Genomic DNA, 19,060 nt, shown 5'->3' with positions numbered 1-19,060 from the left:
CTGTTGAAATCATATTTCAGAAATTTGACTAAACTATTTTCGATAACATTTTTTATAGTAATTTTTGGTGGCTTTCCTGCAATTGCTCAGGTGAATACCGTCACAGTCACACTCCTTGAAGATATTTCCATATCATCTGAAAAGATCTACTTGGAGGATATTGCAAATTTATCGGAAATAGCGGAACCATTGTTATCAAATTTAGAGCGGGTTTTGATAGGTCCGGCGCCCCTTCCGGGACGATCAAGAAATATACCTAAGAGTATTGTGATGCTGCGCCTTGCCAAAGAGAAACTCAGTGAAAAGGTAATTCTGGACGGAGCGGCAAAAGTAAAGGTTAAGCGTGTCTATAACGCAATTTCAGGTCAATTCGTCGCAGAATTATTGCGGCAATATGTGAGAGATAATTTTCCGTCATCAGTACGAAAATTACAAGTGGAAGTAATCAATCCGCCAGCCGAGATTATCCTACCTTCAGATGATACGTCACTGAATTTCAGCATACCAATTGGAATATTATCCAGAGGAAGAGTGACAATACAACTTGTTTTAAGATCCGGAAATAATTTCAAAAAAATTATTCCCTTTTCAGTAAACATTCGAACATTTGAAGATGTCCTTGTGACAAATCGACAATTATACAGGAATTCAAATATCAGGGATGATGATTTTAGAGTCGAGTTACGAGAAACAACTAAAGCCTCTTCAAACAAATACATAAATTCGTTTGATGAAGTGAAAGACAAAAGATTAGTCAGGGGAGTCAGTGCGAACAGGATACTAAGATCTGATATGCTTAGAAATCCACCTCTAATAACTCGCGGCACCCAGTTAACGTTAAAAGTAATCACAAAAAATTTGGTGGTTCTCACGAGTGGAATGGCCAGAGAAGATGGGCAGCTGAACGATTGGATAGAAGTTCAACCGCTTCCATCGGGGAAGAGAATAAAAGCAAAAATCCTAAACAGCTCGACAGTAGTTGTGGAAATATAAATGAATACTTTTACGAGATCGTTAATTATGTTAATATTTCTCCCAATGTTATGGGCAACAGGTCTTAATGCCCAGGGGTTTACGATTGAGAATCAGAAATCAATTTTTTCAGACCACAAGGCAAGAGCGATTGGTGATGTAATTACTATTCACATTATCGAATTTTCTGAAGCAGATAACAAAAGCGCCACCTCCACTTCCAAATCAAGCGATCTCTCGGTATCAGTGCCGGTAGGAACGGGTTCGTTGAGCTTTTTGCCATCTTTATCCTTTGGCTCCACATCAAGTAACGCGTTTAGCGGACAAGGCGGAACATCCAAGCGCGGTTCCCTTACAGGGAAAATGACCGCAACAATTATGGAGATAAGTCCGAACGGATATTACATAGTAAAAGGAAAACGAATCATTATTATTAATCAAGATACACAGGAGATGGAGTTAACAGGAATTGTGAGACCGAGGGACATCAGGGCTGACAACACGGTATTTTCGTACAATATAGCTGAGGCAAGAATTACGTATACAGGTAAGGGTCCAATCCACACAGGTCAACGTATGGGTCTAATCAGAAGAGTAGCAGGCTGGTTCTTTTAGGAGATGACTATGGGAATAAGAAAAATTACAGCGGTTTTCAGCGTCATTTTACTATTTGGCGCAACTCTATCCGGCGCTTCGCGCATAAAGGATGTTGCGAGTATATCAGGACTGTCGAGTACGCAATTGCTCGGTTATGGACTTGTCACAGGTCTGGACGGTACGGGAGACAGATCAAGCAGAAGAGCATCTCTTACGCTACAATCAATATCGAATATGTTAGAACGATTCGGAATTACTATAGCTGCAAATGATTTAAGATCCGTAAACGTTGCGGCTGTAATGGTAACGGCAGAATTACCGGCATTTGCCAAACCCGGAACTCGGATTGATGTCAGTATTTCAAGTATCGGTGATGCAAGAAGTCTGCAAGGGGGAACTCTCTTGCTTGCTCCCTTGTTCACTACTTCGGGAACATTCGTCTCATATGCACAAGGACCATTGTCCGTTGGTGGATATAATTACGAAACGGTATTCGGCGATCAGGTAAGGCAAAATCATACTCAAGTAGGAAGGATTCCCGGCGGCGGCAGAATCGAAATAGACATCAAAAGTGAGTTAGTGAATGATTGGCTGCTAACATTGGTCTTAAGAGATCCTGATTTCACATCCGCAAATTTAATGGCACAAACTATAAATGACAGTTTTGCGGTTGAAATCGCAAACGCTCGCGACGCATCAACAGTAACCGTAACCGTTCCGGAGGAATATAGAGCTGAAGGGAAACTGGTAAAATTTGTATCTGAGATAGAGACGCTTGAAATTGAAGTTGATCAAACGGCAAGAGTTGTAATTAACGAGAGAACAGGAACCATCGTAGTTGGTGAAAATGTCAGTCTGTCCGCAGTGGTAATAGCGCATGGTAATTTAAGTATAGAAATTACTACTGTACCCATAATATCTCAGCCAAACGCATTTTCGCAGGGAAAGACCGTTGTAACAAGGGCTGCGAGTATTACTGTAAGTGAATCATCGGGCGGTGAAACAGCAATGGTATTAAACTCTGCAGCAACAGTTTCGGATATCGCCTCCGCACTCAATTTACTGGGCGTATCACCACGTGATATGATAGCTATTTTTCAAGCAATGAAACAAGCAGGCGCCCTTCACGCTGAACTTATTATAATGTAATGGGAATAGACTTAAATAAAATAATAATCGGAGTTGGAAATAATACCAATTCATTTATTGGGAAGCTCCATAACACTCAAAGCGCTAATAAATCCGGCAAAAGAGATCCTGAGATAGATGAAGCGACAAGGAATTTTGAAGGTCTGTTTTTGTCTCACTTGATGAACGAAATGATGAAAACCACCGGAGGCGCTCTGATGGGCAAAGGATTATCCGGTGACATTTTCCAGAGTTTATTCGTGCAATCAATCAGCGAGCAACTAACTCAAGGAAAGGGAATGGGTTTATCAGACATGATTTATAAATATTTTGAGAGAACCGGAATTGTAAATGATTCTAAGGAAACGGCTGAAAAATGATTAGCAGTACCGTTCGGACATTTATATCAGATTTGAAATCTGAAGTTGAAGCATACAAATCCCTTAACCAAATACTTATAGGTGAAAAGGAAGCATTATTAAAATGGGATGTGGATGCAGCGACGATAATATTGTTTGAAAAAGATGAATTAGTTTCAAAAATTAAAGTACTGGAACAATTAAGAACCGATAGCGCCATCGCCGTGGGAAATGAATTGTTTCCCGGTGCATATTTGCAATCCCCGCCGACTCTGAAGAATATTATAGAAAAATTGGACGATGATTCGGCCGCAGATTTATCCGCATTTAGAGATAACCAGATTGAGTTGATTAAAAACGTTAGAAATTTAAATGCGCATAACAGTTTATTGATGAAAAAAACGGTAGAGATAATTTCCGGCAGCATTAGCGCAATGACGGCAGACGACTCTATTTCATCCACGTATGATCAGAATGGGAAGTACAAAGAGTCTGTCAACTCGCCAAAACTTATTGACGGAACAATTTAATGAGCATCACTGATATACTTAATATAGCGAAATCGTCCTTAGCCGCCAACCAGCAAGCAATGCAGGTTTTAGGTCATAATATAGCAAATGCCGGAACGAAGGGCTATTCTGTTCAGCGGATAAACTTTACTTCAAATAGACCGCTCATTACGGCGCTCGGGGTGTTCGGAAGAGGAGTGAATGCGGGTTCCGTTGTACGGGCGGAAGCCAGATTCCTAAAAGAACGGCTTTTTTTCGAACATCAAGGATTAGGAAAATGGACATCTATAAACAAATCACTAAGAGAAATTGAACTTTCGTTTTCAGGACCGGGGGAATCGGATCTAAGCGCATCAATCACTAACTTTTTTAATGCTAATGAGGAACTTTCAGTGAATCCTGAAAGTCTTGCCGCCAGGGCAAATTTAATTCAGAGAGCGGAGTTTATGGCCACAAAATTTAACACAACCGCCGAACTATTGCTTCGCATGCAGATAAACATTGATCGTGAAATTCAAACTGTAGCCAGACAGGTAAATGAACTTACCCGTAATATAGCTAGTATCAACGAATTGATTATCATAACTGAGTCCGGTGACAATACAGCAAATGATCTGAGGGATCGGCGCGATATTTTGTTGGAAGAGATATCGGGGTTATTAGATGTCAAAACTGTGCAAAAGAAAGACGGTGGATTTATCATCAGCTTGGATGGAAACCTGTTAGTTGACGGAAAAGCGCAAAGAGATCTTATAATAGTTCAGAAATCATCGGGAAGGGGTTCGATCACCACTCTATCATTGGAAGGTAATTCAACAGAACTGAAAGTTATAAGCGGTCGACTGGGAGGATTAATCGATACCAGAGATAATTACATTGGAAGATACAGGATCAGCCTGGATAAAATGGCAGTTGATCTTTCGAATAGCGTAAACGCCATTCATTCTACCGGATTTGATTTAGATGGTAACACCGGAATTAATTTTTTCAAATCAAAGATAGAATCTGCATTGGATATGGCTGTTAGCAGCGAAGTATCATCTAATTCCAGACAAATCGCGGCATCAGGAGGGTACGACGCTAATAACGATGGCATAAACGATACTTCAAATGGTCCGGGCGATAATTCAATTATAAAATTAATCGCCGACTTGAGGAACACCCCTATTAATTCAGATGGAACAAGTTCGATTTTAGATTCTTATGGAAGCCTATTAGGAAGTATTGCATTTGATTCGGAACAGGCAAAAGACTCTTCAGAAATTCAAGAATTATTAGTGAATCAAATCACTAACATGAAAGATGCAAAGATAGGCGTATCATTAGATGAAGAGCTCACGAAGATGATAGTATTTCAAACCAATTACGCTGCCTCAGCCAGAATAATAAGTGTTGTTGATAATATGATGCAAACTATGCTGGAGATGGTAGGATGAAGTTTATTTCGAATCAACTTGGTGAACTGGATTATGATAAAGACCAGATAATATTATTCAATGAGGGACTGTTAGGCTTTGAGCATCTGACAAAGTTCTTATTAGTACACCTTGAAGAAACACTCCCATTTGAATGGTTAGTCTCTTTAGAAGAGAGTATGATTGCGTTCCCGATTATTAATCCGGTTAATATCGTTCCTGACTACACCGTACAATTAAACAAAGAAAATATGTATGAGGGGTTTTTAAAATCCCCTGAATCAAATGTAGTTTATAATATTGTGAATTTTTCAAAAGGCGATCCTACCGTAAATCTTAGAGGACCAATCATTATAAATGAAAAAGAGAAATGCGGTAAACAGATGGTATTAAATGATGACAGATATTCGTTTCAGTATCATATTTCCGAGCCGTCAATCAATATGGAAACCGCTTAGTGTTAGTCCTAACGAGAAAATTAGGCGAAGGGTTGGTGGTGGGCAAAAATATTAATCTTAAGGTGCTTGAAATTCATAAAAATCAAATCAAAATAGGAATTGATGCTCCCCCGGATGTGCGAATTTATAGGGATGAAGTTTATGAAGAGATAAAAAAGCAAAATTTAAAGGCAACCCAAACTGATATATCCAATGTTAAATATGCAGCAGAAAACATTGTGGTACCTAAGAAGAAATTCAATCAAAAAGAAATGGATACAATGAGATAATTATGAGAGTTACTTCACTAAACCTCGCAAGAACCATCGCAAGTCAGTTAGCTACAGCCACCAGTGATTTAATAAAATTACAGAGCCAAATTGCAACGGGTAGAAGAATATTAACACTTTCTGACGATCCCGTAGGCTCTGTAAAAACGATGCAGCTCGTTGCCGACTTGGGAGAGTTTGAAATCTATAAGTCAAATTTAACTTATTCCAAATCATATGTTCAAACTACTCTTACGTCCCTTGATCAGCTGCTAAATATATTATCGCGGGCGCAAGAAATAGCGGTTCAGAACCGGGGTTCGACAACAAGTTTGCAGATACGCCAATCGGCAGCGGTAGAAGTCAAAAATTTATTTGAGGAAATCGTATTGCTTTCAAACGTTAAACTTGGCGGGAAATATATATTTGGAGGGCATGACACTCTTAATCCACCGTTCCAATCAGATGGCTCGTATATCGGCGATAGTGGTGAGCTCAGAATAAACATCGGAAGTAATTCGGATCTAAAAATAAATATGTCAGGCGATGAAGTGTTTACAACCGGAAATGGCGGGAAAGATATATTCGCTGCAGTTAAGGCATTACAGGATGCTTTGGAAGGTGGCGACTCGCAGGGCATTGGAGATTCAATCGACAAAATCGTAACTGCATTTGACTCGATAAATGTTAAAATAGCCGAATCCGGCGCAAGATTAAACAGAATAGAAAATTCAAGAACAACTTTGAATAAATTCTCAGCTAATACAGAACTCGTAATATCAGATACAGTAGATCTTGATATGGCACAAGCAATAATCGATATGGCTGCAAAACAAAATATAATAAATGGAGCGTTAGCAACAGCAGGTCGAATTCTAAATCTGAGTTTGGTAAACTTCTTATAAAACCCGCCGGATAGCGGGAGGAGATAATGGCCCTCAAGCGAAAATCAGGAAGATTGAGCAGGCTTAAATATAATAATTCTCAAGTTTCTCCAACTCTGCAAGAGTCTCTAAAGCAGGGAATAATTGAGTTCGAAATCGGGAATTACCAATCAGCGGCGGAGCATCTATCCAATGCGATTGCATTAGATCCGTTTAATGTTGATCTGCTTGAAACACTTGGATATTCTTACTTACAGACGGGGAAATTTGAAGAAAGTATATCCGTGTTTTCTGATATTATCCGGTTGGATCCTGGTAATGAATCAGCCTTAAAACAGCTTGCTAATGCGTCATTTCAAGCTGAAGACTGGAAAGGAGCTGAACAGGCTTTTAGAGAGCTTATTAAGAAACAGCCATCCGATTCAGAATCGCTGAACGATTTGGGAGTACTCCTTCATAGGCGGGGAAATCTTGACGAAGCTAAATCATTGTTTCTTCAATCATTAGAATCAAACGCTGATAACGTGGATGCCACGCATAATCTTGGATTAATACATATGGAATCGGGAGATTATGAGGAAGCTGTTAAAAACTTCGTAATATTAAAAAGTCAATTCCCGGATGATATTCAAATAAGGAAGCTCCTGACAGAATCTTTACTGCAGAACGGAAAAGCCGACGAGGCGTTAGTAGAGGTTAAAAAAATTATTGATTCAAATTTCGAGGATTCCGAATCACTTTATTTTCTTGGAAAGGCATATTACTGCGTAGATAATCTTGATCTTGCGCTGGATGCTTTTACTCAAAGCTTAGAGATAAATCCCGATAATCTCTTAGCCAAAGAAAGCCTGGCAACGACGCTATTAAAGTCCGGGAAAGCAGATGAGGCTCTCTCAATTTGGGAATCCATTCTTCACCTTCCTGAAAGAGAAAAAAAAGTAAGCACAACTGTAATTTCGAGGCTTACCGGCTGGGACAAAATAAGCGAATTTAAAATAATTCACCCGACCATTAATAATAAGAATAATGGTGTCAATCATAAAACGGCAGAAATATCTATAGTCATTCCCGTATTTCAGGAAGAGGAGAATATTGAACTTCTTACAAAAGAATTACAGGAAGTAATGAAAGAAGTAAGTGAAAATTACGAAATTATTTTTATAGATGATGGCAGTAAAGACGGTACTTTCGATGTTTTAAGTCGTATGAGAAAAAATGATAGTCGAATTAAAGTTTTGAGGTTTAGAAAAAATTACGGTCAAACCGCCGCTCTATCAGCAGGTTTCAACTATGCGGTCGGAGACGTTGTGGTGACTCTTGATGGCGATCTCCAAAATGACCCTGCTGATATTCCGAGAATGATTGAAAAACTCGCGGAGGGTTATGATATGGTTAGCGGATGGAGATTACACAGGAAAGATAAACTCCTTACACGGAGAATACCTTCTATTATCGCCAATAAAATAATTGGCAAGATAACAGGCACAAAACTCCACGATTACGGTTGCGCTCTTAAAGTTTATAAAAAAGGTGTTATAAAAAACATAAAATTATACGGGGAAATGCACAGATTTATCCCGGCTATAGTGAGCTGGCTCGGAGCAGAAATTGCGGAAATGCCCGTGAACCATCGACCAAGAACAAGAGGCACAACCAAATATGACCTGACACGAACATGGAGAGTTATTCTTGATCTAATTAACGTAAAATTTCTTCTGAGCTATATAACTCGGCCTCTCCAATATTTCGGAAAAATCGGCCTCATATTCATTTTTTTATCAATGGCGGTTATCGTGGGCGTAATGACCGCTAAAATCGCTTATGGAGTAAACATATCCTCAACTCTGATGTTCTCCACAGTCGTATTTATGGCTCTAATGGGTATTCAATTCATAACAATGGGTTTGATGGCAGAGATTGTAATCAGAACCTACCATGAATCTCAGGATAAACCTATATACGTCATTAGGGAGGTGTTAGACTGATGATAAGAATTCTGATGCTGAATTGTGAATTTCCGCCAATTGGCGGCGGAGCTGCGAATATGAACTGGTATTTTCTAAAGGAAGTAGCAAAACATCACGATGTGGAATTAGATCTCATTACTTCAGGAGTTAACCATACATCCATCAGCCATGATTTTGGAAGTAATATAAATATCAGAAAAGTGAATGTATGGAAGAAAAATCTTCATCATTGGACTTTCAGGGAGATGCTTGTCTATTTGATAAAAGCATATTTTTTAGCATTTAAACTCGTATTGAAAAATAAGTATGATCTGATACATGCTGTTTTCGGTTTTCCGTCGGGCTTAATAGCGTATCTGCTCCGTAAGAAGGTTCCTTATGTTGTTTCTATGCGAGGTTCGGATGTGCCTATGTTCAATTCAAGATTTTCCTTCGGATATAAACTGATTCGGCCATTGATTAAAAAAATCTGGGCCTCGGCCTCGGCTTTAACAGCAAATTCAAAAGGATTGAAAGAGCTGGCTCTTCTGACCGACCCACAAATTAATATAAGGATAATCCCAAATGGGGTTGATAATGACGAATTTTCGCCCTTTGTAGCGGAACCGGGCAACGGAACACGACTTCTCACCGTCGCGAGACTTATAGATAGAAAAGGAATTGATTATCTGATAAAATCACTGTCTGACCTAAAAGATATTATCCCGGGTATAAGCTTAACGATAGTTGGGTCCGGCGATAAACAGAACGAATTAGAGGCTCTTGTGAAGAAACGGGAGCTATCAGAATCCGTGAAGTTTCTTGGTGAAGTTCCTCATAACGAATTAGCAGCTATTTATTCATCACACGACGTTTTTGTTCTACCGTCATTCAACGAAGGAATGTCAAATGCAATGTTAGAAGCAATGGCGTCAGGATTACCGATTGTCACCACAGCGACAGGTGGAACAAGCGAGCTGCTGAATGGAAATGCTGTTATCATCGAAAAAGGTTCATCCGACTCTATTCGAGATGCATTGCAGACAATAATATCCGATAAGGATAAGCTTAGTGAGATGAAAAGATTATCGTTGGAACGGTCGAAAGATTTTTCATGGAGCAAAACAGCTCAGGAATATTTCAATTTTTATGACGAAGCGATAAAGGTGCATTGAGATGTGTGGAATCTGCGGCGTTGTGGGAGAAACTAATCCGGATATCGGCAAGGAGATGAGGGATCTCCTCAGCCATCGGGGACCGGATGGTTCGGGGGAGTTTCAAGACCAAAATATTTACCTCGGGCATCGGCGGCTGGCTATCGTGGATGTTGACAAAGGGAATCAACCAATATCAAATGAGGACGGGACAATTATTCTCTCATATAATGGTGAGATATATAATCATGAGCAGCTACGGCGTGATTTGGAGCGAAAAGGACATAAGTTCAAAACTAAAAGTGACGGTGAAGTAATAATTCATCAATATGAAGAGATTGGCAGGAATCTCTTCAGCACATTAAGAGGTATGTTCTCAATTTCACTATGGGATTCAAAGAAAGGACTCTTACTTTTAGGAAGAGATAGACTCGGTATCAAACCGCTCTATTATTCAAAAGTAGATGGAAGCCTGATATTCGCTTCTGAGATTAAGTCCATATTGAAACAATTAGGTCATACGCCTCCTATTAATTGGGAAGCGTTTGAATCCTTATTGACTTTACGATACATCCCATCGCCTAATACAATGTTCAAGGGAATCTCTAAATTGCCTCCGGGTACGATGCTGTCATACCATAATGGAATTTCGGAGGTAATCAGATATTGGGATATTCCAACGGATTCAATCGAGGATTCAGGAAAAGAAGAGATTCTTGAGAATATATATGAACTCTTTGACGATGCAGTGGCTGTGCGTTTAATGGCCGATGTGGAAGTTGGAGTTTATCTTTCAGGAGGCGTGGATTCAGCCTCAATATTATCAGCGATGACAAGGCATTCAGATAGCAGTGTCAACACTTTTTCCGCCGGTTTTGAGGACGCAGCCTACGACGAGAGTTTACTTGCGGCATCAACGGCTGATCTGTTTTCAGCAGAGCATCATACGGTCAAAGGGGCTATAGTTATTCCTGAAATGTTAAAAGCGATTATGTGGCACCTTGAAGAACCGTTGGGTGATGCCACCGTCATACCTACTTATCAGCTGGCAGGCGCCACATCTCAATTCATAAAAGTAGTATTGAGCGGTGAGGGAGCCGATGAGCTTTTCCTTGGATACCCGAAATACAATTTCCTTCGTCGAATGGAAAATCTCAGGGGCGGATTACTATCAAAATCAATCAGCACAATTAGTAAGATTATGCCGGGTAACACATATATGTCGCGGTTAAAGGATTATCTCGCAACTAAGGGCGGATTGGCGGATTCGTACCTCAATCTGATGTCTGTATTCACTGCTGACGAGCAGAAAAATCTTCTCACTAAAACAGCATACAGAAAGGTAAAAAATTCCGGTTCAACCCGGGAAAATCTATCGAATTTTCTAAAGCATAGAGATGACAAAGATCCTGTCCTTGCTTTAAGAGAATGGGATTTAAAATATTGGCTTCCCGATGATTTATTGCTCAAGAACGATAAGATGAATATGGCATATGGAATAGAGGCACGGTTACCATTTCTTGATCATCATTTGGTTGAATATGTGCTGCGTTTACCGGAATCAATTTTAACAAGAGGAAATGGAAATAAATCGCTCTTACGCAAATCGATGGCGAATGTTTTACCGTCAAATATCCTTAAAAGGAAAAAGAAAGGATTCACGGTTCCTCTTCACACGCTTTATGAATCACAAAGGGAATTTTTTGATAATAATCTATTTGATGCCGCAAGATTGGAAGAGCAGGGAATTTTCAACGTAAAACAGGTGAAAAACCTTCTTTCAAAAGACCTCTCAAATGTTATTACACGAAGGCAATTTTGGACAATCGCATCATTTCAGCTATGGTGGGATGTGTTTATCGAAGACAGCACACTGAGTTTTGACGACGATTCGGAAGAGAGATTATCCGAATTGGCTCTCACATAATTTTTAGGAAAAGAAGGAGATTATCGAATGAAATTACTGGTAGTCGGATTTGACGGTATGACGCCGAATTTGCTTTATGATTGGATAGAGGAATTTCCAACATTTAACAGTTTTAAAGAAGAAGGCGTTTGGGGAAATCTCAGATCAGTATCTCCGCCGGTGACAGGCTGTGCATGGCCCAGCTTTTTTACCGGAATGGAGCCTGTGAATCATGGTTTCGATGAAAATACACGGCGGTTTGAGGATATGAGCTATCTCGACGTTAAGGTGCCGAAACTTTGGGAATATCTAAACGCAGAAGAGATCTCTACGGGAATGTTGAACGTGCCGTTGGCTTATCCACTGGGACGATTAGACGGATATATGGTACCCGGTAGATTCGGTCCTATCACCCGAATAAGCGATAACGTCAAAGAACTTTTCGAAGGCTATCGTCAATATCCGATTCCTGCCGAAACGAGTGAGGAGTTCCTCAAAGATCAGATTGCGGTGGATTCCCAGCTATTTAGATATACAACAAAAGTAGCAAAATCGTTTCCGACGGATTTTATGACGGTAGTATTCAATGCTTCAGATAACATAGGTCATTGGTTTTGGGGGTATGATAATATTCTCCACGACACATATCAATTTTTGGAAGATATTTTAAGTAAACTCATCGAAGAGATTAACCCCGATAACGTAATGATAATTTCCGATCATGGAATGAACGCAAAAGAAATTCCGGAAACAGAAGATTTTCACAAGCTATTGGTAGGAAAAGGAGATAAAGTCCATCTGAAAATGCTCGGCTGGCATCAATATGATGGGGTCTTTATGGCAAAAGGGAAAGATATAATAGACGATGGAATGAAGGTTAACGCAAATTTAATTGACATTACTCCCACAATATTGAATATGTTTGATGTCCTTCTACCCGATAAGCCGATGATGGATGGGCGAATCCTTCACGAATTATTTGTTAAAAATCAGCTTAATACCGAAGAAAGAATTGACATCCTTCATCAATTACGCGCTCTGGGATATGCGGAATAATTAAATGATTCCACTGCTGAAAAATGAAAGCGGGTTTTCTTTTAAGGATAAGCGAATTGCGCTGCTTTACGATGATATCGTGCGCCCGGACACTACAGGAGTTTATTGCCGGAAAGCGTTAGAGAAAATCTGCCGGGTTGAGCACTTTCAGCCTACAGAAATGGAAAAAGTCCCGGCAGGTTTTGATTTATATTTATTTATAGACGACGGATTCCGTTATTTTTTGCCGGATAATTTAAGTCCGTCAGCTTGGTGGGTCATTGACACTCACTTAAACTACGATGAAAATTTGCGTTCTGCCGGTCAGTTCGATTACCTGTTCACCGCACAGCGGGACGCGGCAATTAAATTCAAGCAGGACGGAATGAAAAACGCTCAATGGCTGCCGTTGGCGTGTGACCCGGAGCGGCATAAAAAAGTTGCGACAGATAAAAAATTCGATGTGGTGTTTGTCGGTAATTTTGTTGGTAAAGAACGTGAAGGCTGTCTAAAAGCAATTAGAAAATATTTCCCCAATCATTTTATCGGTCAGAAATATTTCGATGAGATGGCAGAAACTTTTTCAGAAGGGCGGACAGTGTTTAATCAGAGCATAAGCAATGATATTAATATGAGGGTATTTGAGGCTCTTTCAACGGGCAGTCTGTTAATAACGAATGCCATTGATGATAACGGTTTAGATGCGCTATTCGAGGACCGAAAGCATCTTGTAATGTATAAAGATGAAGCTGATTTAATAGCGCGGATAAATGAATATCTTGAACTTGAAGAAGAACGTGAGGCTATTGCCGATGCAGGCAGGAATCACGTCCATAAATATCACACATATCAACATCGAATGGGAGCAGTGCTGCAATCCGCATTTGCGAATGAATATACAGGTCTTAATTCCGGCTCTGAATTAACAGCTGGATTGTGTTCTATTGTGATACTCACTCATAATCAACTCGAATACACTAAACTTTGCGTGAAAAGTGTAGAAAGATTTATGGATTCCGATTACGAGATTATTTTCGTGGATAATGCTTCGACCGACGGAACTGTTGAATATCTCACTTCAATAGTCGAACAAAATGACAACTATTCTTTAATCGCGAACCGAGAAAATTTAGGCTACGCAGCCGGGAATAACAGAGGTATAAACAGCGCAAAAGGCGAATTCACATTGATTATGAATAACGATGTGTTGCTTACCGACGGGTCAGTTGAATCTCTGATTCAAGTTTTGAATGAAGACGATAACTGCGCCTTAGTGGGGCCACGCACGAATTTTGTTAAAGGTCGCCAAATTGATTTGGAGGCGAAATACAGCTCCGTTTCGGAGATGGTCGAGTATGCTGAAAGCAATTCCAAAAATAACAAAGGAAAATCCAGTATAGAGGAACTGTTGGTGGGCTTTTGCTTTATGGGTAGGACGAAATTGCTGAAATCAGTTGGCGGCTTTGATGAAGATTACGGTATAGGCAATTATGAAGATAATGACCTTTGCAAAACTCTGACCTCAAAGGGATATGTGCTGAAAATCGGGTTGGACAGCTATGTACATCATTTTGGTCATGTTTCTTTCGATGCTTCAGATATTGATTATAATAGTCTTGTCGAAGAAAACAGGATAAAATTTGAAAATAAATGGAATAAAACCGATGAAGAGAGTAATCCGGCGATAGACAACAGCTGGATAGCTGAAGAAGTAACTGAAAAGATGTTCGAACATGGGAAATGGTGCGCAGAGAACGGATTTTGGGAAATGGCATTAAAATCATTTTCAAGTTTGATAGAATTATCAGGTTCTTCCGAAAACTATGTTAATTATGGAGTTGCATTGTGGGAATCAGGTAAGCAGCAAGAAGCGTTTCAAGCGTTTAAGAGGGCCCTTGAAATTGACAGCGGCAATGGAGATGCGGTTGTAAATCTGATAGATTCAGGCTACAATTTAGGCCTCCATTCTGAAGTCGAGTCATCTTTAAAACAGGCAATTAAAGATGACGAACAGACAGAATTATGGTATCTGCTTGCGGATTGTCAGTTCAGGCAAGGCGAATATCAGAAATCTGAGGCTACAATTCGGTCTCTACTTAAAGAAGATCCGGACAACGAAGAATTGAAGTCGCTTCTAACTGAAGTTGAAACGAAAATGGAAATCAATCTACAAGAAGAGGTAGCGGTTCAATGAACGATTTACAATATGGAATCTCACTTTGTATGATAGTTAAAAACGAGGAGGTGTTTCTCAGGGGATGCCTCGATTCTGTGAAAGATTTTGTGGATGAAATAGTAATAGTTGACACAGGTTCGGAAGACGCAACACTTCAGATAGCTCGTGAAGCGGGTGCGAAAATCATCGAAACCGAGTGGAACGATGATTTTTCAGCTGCACGTAATTTGAGTCTCAGCGAGGCAAACTATGAATGGATATTGGTTCTTGATGCCGATGAGAGAATCGCTAAAAGGGATCTTGAGCAGTTAAAACAGCTTATCACTCAAACTAAAACATTCGGTTTCAGACTAAATCAACGGACATATCTGATTAATTTAAGTCTGACGAATTCTGTGTCATCTGTTGGCGAATATCCGGAAGAAATGAACTATCCGGGATACATACCGCAAGATGTCGTCCGGTTATTTAGGAATTCTTCACAAATAGAATACAGTGGGCGGGTTCACGAGATAGTAGAGCAATCACTAATAGAAAATCATTTAGGAATAACTGACTCAAAATTGCCCATACATCATTACGGCAAGGTTCTTGAGAGCGAAAAGATCGAGAAAAAGATGAAAATGTATGTGGAACTCGGTAAAAAGAAGATAGCGGATAATCCTGACGACCCCAAAGCGATGATAGAATTGTTAAATCAGCTGATAGAAATAGGTGATATGAAAGAAGCTCACAAATTGAGCAAGGCATATCTAAAAAAAATACAGGGGAGCGCGGAACTATATTTCTGCGCAGGTTTAACAGCTGAGCGGTTAGACAGGAGGAAGGAAGCTATAAAACATTATAAAGAGGTTCTTTCTCTTGATGAGATTCATTTAGGCGCATTGAACAATCTAAGCGGACTCCTTCAATGGTCGGGAAAATTGGATGAAGCCATTACTCTCAAGCTGAAAGCAGAAAAACACTATCCTGAGAACCCTGTAATTAAATATAATCTCGGCAACGCTTATTACGAAGCCGGACGGCTTGAAGAGGCTGAAGAAGAATACGTTGCAGCATTGAAGTTGGATCCACGGAATCTACTGTTTCTCTATCGGCTTGCTGAATATCAATTTTCAAGAAAAAACTTCGCCGACGCCAGAGGAACCTTTAGAAAAATATTGAACATTGATGCGAGTTATAGAGATGCGCAGTTGGGAATGAGGGACTGCCAAATCGCGTTGACCACTATACCGCTAAACGGCGACGCATTCGCCTACTTTGATTCCGAGGGTGATAATCCAAAAGGAAAATCTGTTGACAGCAATAATAGAACAACTATCGGTCTGTGTATGATAACGAAGGATTCGGCTGCGACTGTTGCCAGCACGATTAATAGCGTGAATGGATTAGTGGATGAGGTTGTTGTACTTGACACCGGCTCCACCGATGAAACGATAGCAATCTGTAAATCTCTTGGAGCAATAGTGTACTCCACAGTGTGGGAAAATGACTTTAGTAAAGCCCGCAATCAAGCACTGGAATATGTTAATTCAGATTGGGTTTTGGTACTTGATTCGGATGAAGTACTCTCGTCGAAAGATTTTGATCTGATAAGGTCTGCCGTAAACTCAAAGAATATAGACGGTTACAAGCTTATTCAGAGAAATTACACCAACAACAAGAATCGCAAGGATTGGAAGAAATGTGACGGTAAATATCCGAAAGAAGAAGAGAATTGGATGGGTTATATATCTTCATTCATAGTAAGATTATTTAAAAACGACTCCTCAATTCGCTTTAAAGGAAATGTACACGAATTAGTAGAAGATTCCATAGTGGAGAACGGCGGAAAAATAGGCGCCATAGATGTAAGTGTACATCATCTTGGATATTCAAGAGAAGAGGGCGATGGAATTAGAGCTGTTTATCTTGAAATGAACCAACAAAAGGCCCAAGAGAGGGCAAATGACCCTAATGCGCACTATGAGCTTGGGCTTCAATATTTTCATAATGATAATTACGCGGAAGCAGAAAAATCTTTTCAAATAGCGGTAAATAATCAGGAAAATGATTCAAGTATAAGCCTGAATTATACTGAAGATTCTTCATACAATATGTTAGGAGTGGCGCAGGAGCGATTAGGAAAAGCTAAGGATGCCAAAAGAACTTTCGAGATGGGACTTAAAAAAACACCCGGTTCGGATCAACTGATGACAAATTTAGGAATCTGGTATGAAGAACGAAATATGTTTAAAGAGGCTTCTGAAATGTATAATAAAGCATTGGCAGTGAAACCTGATAACGATGTGGTACATGAGCATATAACACGTTTGAACGAAAAAGCGAAACGACCGGAAGCAACGCTGACTCTTTGTATGATAGTGAAAAACGAAGCAGAAAACTTGCCGAATTGTCTTGAATCCGTAGTGGGAATTATGGACCAAATCGTTATCGTTGATACCGGTTCGGAGGATGCGACTGTCGAGGTGGCAAAATCATTCGGAGCAGAGGTATATCACTTTGATTGGATCGATGACTTTAGCGCTGCTCGTAACGTGTCTTTAGAACACGCAAGTAAAGATTATATAATTTGGCTTGATGGTGATGATGTTATTTCTCCAGACCAGGCGAAACGGTTATTGGAATTGAAGCTTCATATGCCGAAGGAAAAGAACCGCGCTTATTTTCTAAAGATATTCAACGAGATGGGTGGGACGGCAGATTTCGTTGCAAGCCAGTTGAGGGTTTTCCCCAATCTACCAGAGCTACGATTTCGCCGTAGAGTGCACGAGCAAATTATATTTGCCATCAATGAAGCCGGAATAGAAACGAGCAATGTTGACATTGCAATCAACCATCTCGGTTATGGTATGGGCGCTCAAGAAATAAAATATGAGCGAAACAGACCGCTGCTTTTGAAAGAATTAGACGATAATCCGCATGATCATGAGATACTTTACTTTTTATGCAGAAATTACTACTTGAACGGAGAGTATGAGCAAGCGTTAGAATGGGGTGAAAAGGCGCTTACAGAAGTCCGAAAACACGGTAAATCCATCTGGTATTTTCACATAAAGAGCAAGGTAGCCCATGTTTACCTTAAATCCGGCGCCAGTGAAAAAGCGCTTAGTATGTTCAAAGAGCTTTTAAACGAAAATAAAGATGATCCGGTGAACCACTATTCCTATGGACAGGCGTTGATTGTATCGGAACGATTTGAAGAGGCGGAAAAATATTATAAATATTTTCTAAAAAATAAAGAAAAAATTGCAACCGATTCTTTTCCGGTATCTGTTCCAAAATTAGAGTTGGCTGCCCATAATCATCTCGGTCATATATATGATAAATTAGGAAAAAATGAAAATGCAATCGAATCATATAAAAAAGCTCTGACAATAGATGCCGAATCAGAACGGGCAAGAAAAAATCTTGGTACTGTTTACTTAAGAGAAGGAAGATTTGAAGACGCTAAAGAAGAACTATTATGGTGTTTAAACAGGGATTCTCAAAATGTTTCCGTGCTGACCAACCTTGGAACGGTAGAAAATTTTATGGGGAACCCGGACGCAGCCGAACGATATTATAGGGAATCCTTAAAATATGACATTGATAACATTGATTCACTGATAAATCTCGGTAATTTACTTTACAAGGAGAAGAACTACCCGGCAGCGGAACCGTATTTGTCAAACGCGCTCGTTCTTGAGCCCGAGCTTGACGATATAAAACTTCTTTTGGCGAATATTTATGCGGAAAGAGGCGATAGAAAACAGTGTAAGAGATTGTTAGAAGAGTTCGAAGCTCAGCTAAGTATAATTCCGGCGGGAACCGATGTAGAGTTACATGAAAGATTTCTAAAACTGGGCGTGAGATTAGAAGACTCAAATCGTACGATGGAGGCTATTCTGTCTTTCGACATAGCGTCGAAGTTAAATGCCGAATATCATTTATCCAGGAAATTCTCAGGGGTACTGCTGTTGTCACAGCGAAGATACGAGGAATCATTGAATAAATTAGAAGAGGCTGTAAGAATTGATCCTATGGACTGGGAATCTTTCGCCGCTATGGGAGAAACGTATGAGGGACTTGGTAAGACGGAAGCGGCGGAATTGAGTTTTCAAACAGCAAAAGCTATTCAGGGTGAAGCCGGGAAGCTTGAATCACTGCCTGTGGCATAGCAATAATACAGACTGATTGGTAAAAAGCATCTAACTCTCATATTTACAAAGATATACGAAATACAATAGACTTTTTCTTATTTGTGCAAAATCAGTTTCGTTTTCTCTTAAAG

The 19,060-nt window shown here is 39.9% G+C and carries 15 protein-coding genes; all 15 read left to right on the top strand.

Annotated elements, in window-relative coordinates:
* Positions 1–3: 3 nt before the first annotated feature.
* Genes flgA through IIB39_03290 form a run of 15 tightly spaced genes read left to right on the top strand, consistent with a single transcriptional unit; the run spans position 4 to position 18,947 of the window.
* Positions 4–993, top strand: coding sequence for a flagellar basal body P-ring formation protein FlgA (gene flgA, locus IIB39_03360; GenBank protein ID MCH8927735.1), 990 nt, complete (start codon positions 4–6; stop codon positions 991–993).
* A gap of 27 nt (positions 994–1,020) precedes the next feature.
* Positions 1,021–1,587: a flagellar basal body L-ring protein FlgH gene (locus IIB39_03355; protein ID MCH8927734.1), complete on the top strand. Its 567-nt coding sequence runs from the start codon at positions 1,021–1,023 to the stop codon at positions 1,585–1,587.
* Between the two features lie 9 nt (positions 1,588–1,596).
* Positions 1,597–2,718 (top strand): flagellar basal body P-ring protein FlgI, encoded by a 1,122-nt coding sequence (locus IIB39_03350; protein MCH8927733.1) that lies wholly within the window; start codon positions 1,597–1,599, stop codon positions 2,716–2,718.
* Positions 2,718–3,077, top strand: coding sequence for a rod-binding protein (locus tag IIB39_03345; protein ID MCH8927732.1), 360 nt, complete (start codon positions 2,718–2,720; stop codon positions 3,075–3,077). The genes IIB39_03350 and IIB39_03345 overlap by 1 nt, the downstream gene beginning before the upstream one ends.
* Complete coding sequence (locus IIB39_03340; protein ID MCH8927731.1) at positions 3,074–3,586, top strand: flagellar protein FlgN; 513 nt, start codon at positions 3,074–3,076, stop codon at positions 3,584–3,586. The genes IIB39_03345 and IIB39_03340 overlap by 4 nt, the downstream gene beginning before the upstream one ends.
* Positions 3,586–5,001, top strand: coding sequence for a flagellar hook-associated protein FlgK (flgK, locus tag IIB39_03335; protein ID MCH8927730.1), 1,416 nt, complete (start codon positions 3,586–3,588; stop codon positions 4,999–5,001). The genes IIB39_03340 and flgK overlap by 1 nt, the downstream gene beginning before the upstream one ends.
* Entirely contained in the window at positions 4,998–5,438 is a 441-nt protein-coding gene (gene fliW, locus IIB39_03330; GenBank protein ID MCH8927729.1) for a flagellar assembly protein FliW, read from the top strand. The genes flgK and fliW overlap by 4 nt, the downstream gene beginning before the upstream one ends.
* A complete protein-coding gene (csrA, locus tag IIB39_03325; GenBank protein ID MCH8927728.1) occupies positions 5,438–5,707 on the top strand; it encodes a carbon storage regulator CsrA in 270 nt (89 codons plus the stop codon). Before fliW ends, csrA begins: the two co-directional genes overlap by 1 nt.
* Before the next feature lie 2 nt (positions 5,708–5,709).
* The gene (gene flgL, locus IIB39_03320; GenBank protein MCH8927727.1) at positions 5,710–6,591 is read left to right on the top strand and encodes a flagellar hook-associated protein FlgL; all 882 of its coding nucleotides are present in this window, start codon (positions 5,710–5,712) and stop codon (positions 6,589–6,591) included.
* Positions 6,592–6,617: 26 nt separating this feature from the next.
* On the top strand, positions 6,618–8,555 hold the full coding sequence (locus IIB39_03315) for a tetratricopeptide repeat protein (protein MCH8927726.1): 1,938 nt from the start codon (positions 6,618–6,620) through the stop codon (positions 8,553–8,555).
* Positions 8,555–9,691: a glycosyltransferase family 4 protein gene (locus IIB39_03310; protein ID MCH8927725.1), complete on the top strand. Its 1,137-nt coding sequence runs from the start codon at positions 8,555–8,557 to the stop codon at positions 9,689–9,691. The genes IIB39_03315 and IIB39_03310 overlap by 1 nt, the downstream gene beginning before the upstream one ends.
* A gap of 1 nt (position 9,692) precedes the next feature.
* Positions 9,693–11,597: an asparagine synthase (glutamine-hydrolyzing) gene (asnB, locus tag IIB39_03305; GenBank protein MCH8927724.1), complete on the top strand. Its 1,905-nt coding sequence runs from the start codon at positions 9,693–9,695 to the stop codon at positions 11,595–11,597.
* A gap of 27 nt (positions 11,598–11,624) precedes the next feature.
* A complete protein-coding gene (locus IIB39_03300; protein ID MCH8927723.1) occupies positions 11,625–12,632 on the top strand; it encodes an alkaline phosphatase family protein in 1,008 nt (335 codons plus the stop codon).
* Positions 12,633–12,636: 4 nt separating this feature from the next.
* A complete protein-coding gene (locus IIB39_03295) occupies positions 12,637–14,805 on the top strand; it encodes a glycosyltransferase (protein MCH8927722.1) in 2,169 nt (722 codons plus the stop codon).
* A gap of 29 nt (positions 14,806–14,834) precedes the next feature.
* On the top strand, positions 14,835–18,947 hold the full coding sequence (locus IIB39_03290) for a tetratricopeptide repeat protein (protein MCH8927721.1): 4,113 nt from the start codon (positions 14,835–14,837) through the stop codon (positions 18,945–18,947).
* Positions 18,948–19,060 lie beyond the last annotated feature (113 nt).

The organism is Candidatus Neomarinimicrobiota bacterium (assembly GCA_022573815.1).
Classification (GTDB): Bacteria; Fidelibacterota; SORT01; order SORT01; family SORT01; genus JACZTG01.
Note: the sequence above shows the minus strand (reverse complement) of the source record. Positions and strands in the feature narration are given on the sequence as shown.

Excerpts from the sequence above, each read along its gene's own strand:
- IIB39_03355 (MCH8927734.1), top strand. The coding sequence starts at position 1,021 with ATGTTAATATTTCTCCCAATGTTATGGGCAACAGGTCTTAATGCCCAG.
- IIB39_03350 (MCH8927733.1), top strand. The coding sequence starts at position 1,597 with ATGGGAATAAGAAAAATTACAGCGGTTTTCAGCGTCATTTTACTATTT.
- IIB39_03345 (MCH8927732.1), top strand. The coding sequence starts at position 2,718 with ATGGGAATAGACTTAAATAAAATAATAATCGGAGTTGGAAATAATACC.
- IIB39_03340 (MCH8927731.1), top strand. The coding sequence starts at position 3,074 with ATGATTAGCAGTACCGTTCGGACATTTATATCAGATTTGAAATCTGAA.
- flgK (MCH8927730.1), top strand. The coding sequence starts at position 3,586 with ATGAGCATCACTGATATACTTAATATAGCGAAATCGTCCTTAGCCGCC.
- fliW (MCH8927729.1), top strand. The coding sequence starts at position 4,998 with ATGAAGTTTATTTCGAATCAACTTGGTGAACTGGATTATGATAAAGAC.
- flgL (MCH8927727.1), top strand. The coding sequence starts at position 5,710 with ATGAGAGTTACTTCACTAAACCTCGCAAGAACCATCGCAAGTCAGTTA.
- IIB39_03315 (MCH8927726.1), top strand. The coding sequence starts at position 6,618 with ATGGCCCTCAAGCGAAAATCAGGAAGATTGAGCAGGCTTAAATATAAT.
- IIB39_03310 (MCH8927725.1), top strand. The coding sequence starts at position 8,555 with ATGATAAGAATTCTGATGCTGAATTGTGAATTTCCGCCAATTGGCGGC.
- asnB (MCH8927724.1), top strand. The coding sequence starts at position 9,693 with ATGTGTGGAATCTGCGGCGTTGTGGGAGAAACTAATCCGGATATCGGC.
- IIB39_03300 (MCH8927723.1), top strand. The coding sequence starts at position 11,625 with ATGAAATTACTGGTAGTCGGATTTGACGGTATGACGCCGAATTTGCTT.
- IIB39_03295 (MCH8927722.1), top strand. The coding sequence starts at position 12,637 with ATGATTCCACTGCTGAAAAATGAAAGCGGGTTTTCTTTTAAGGATAAG.
- IIB39_03290 (MCH8927721.1), top strand. The coding sequence starts at position 14,835 with ATGATAGTTAAAAACGAGGAGGTGTTTCTCAGGGGATGCCTCGATTCT.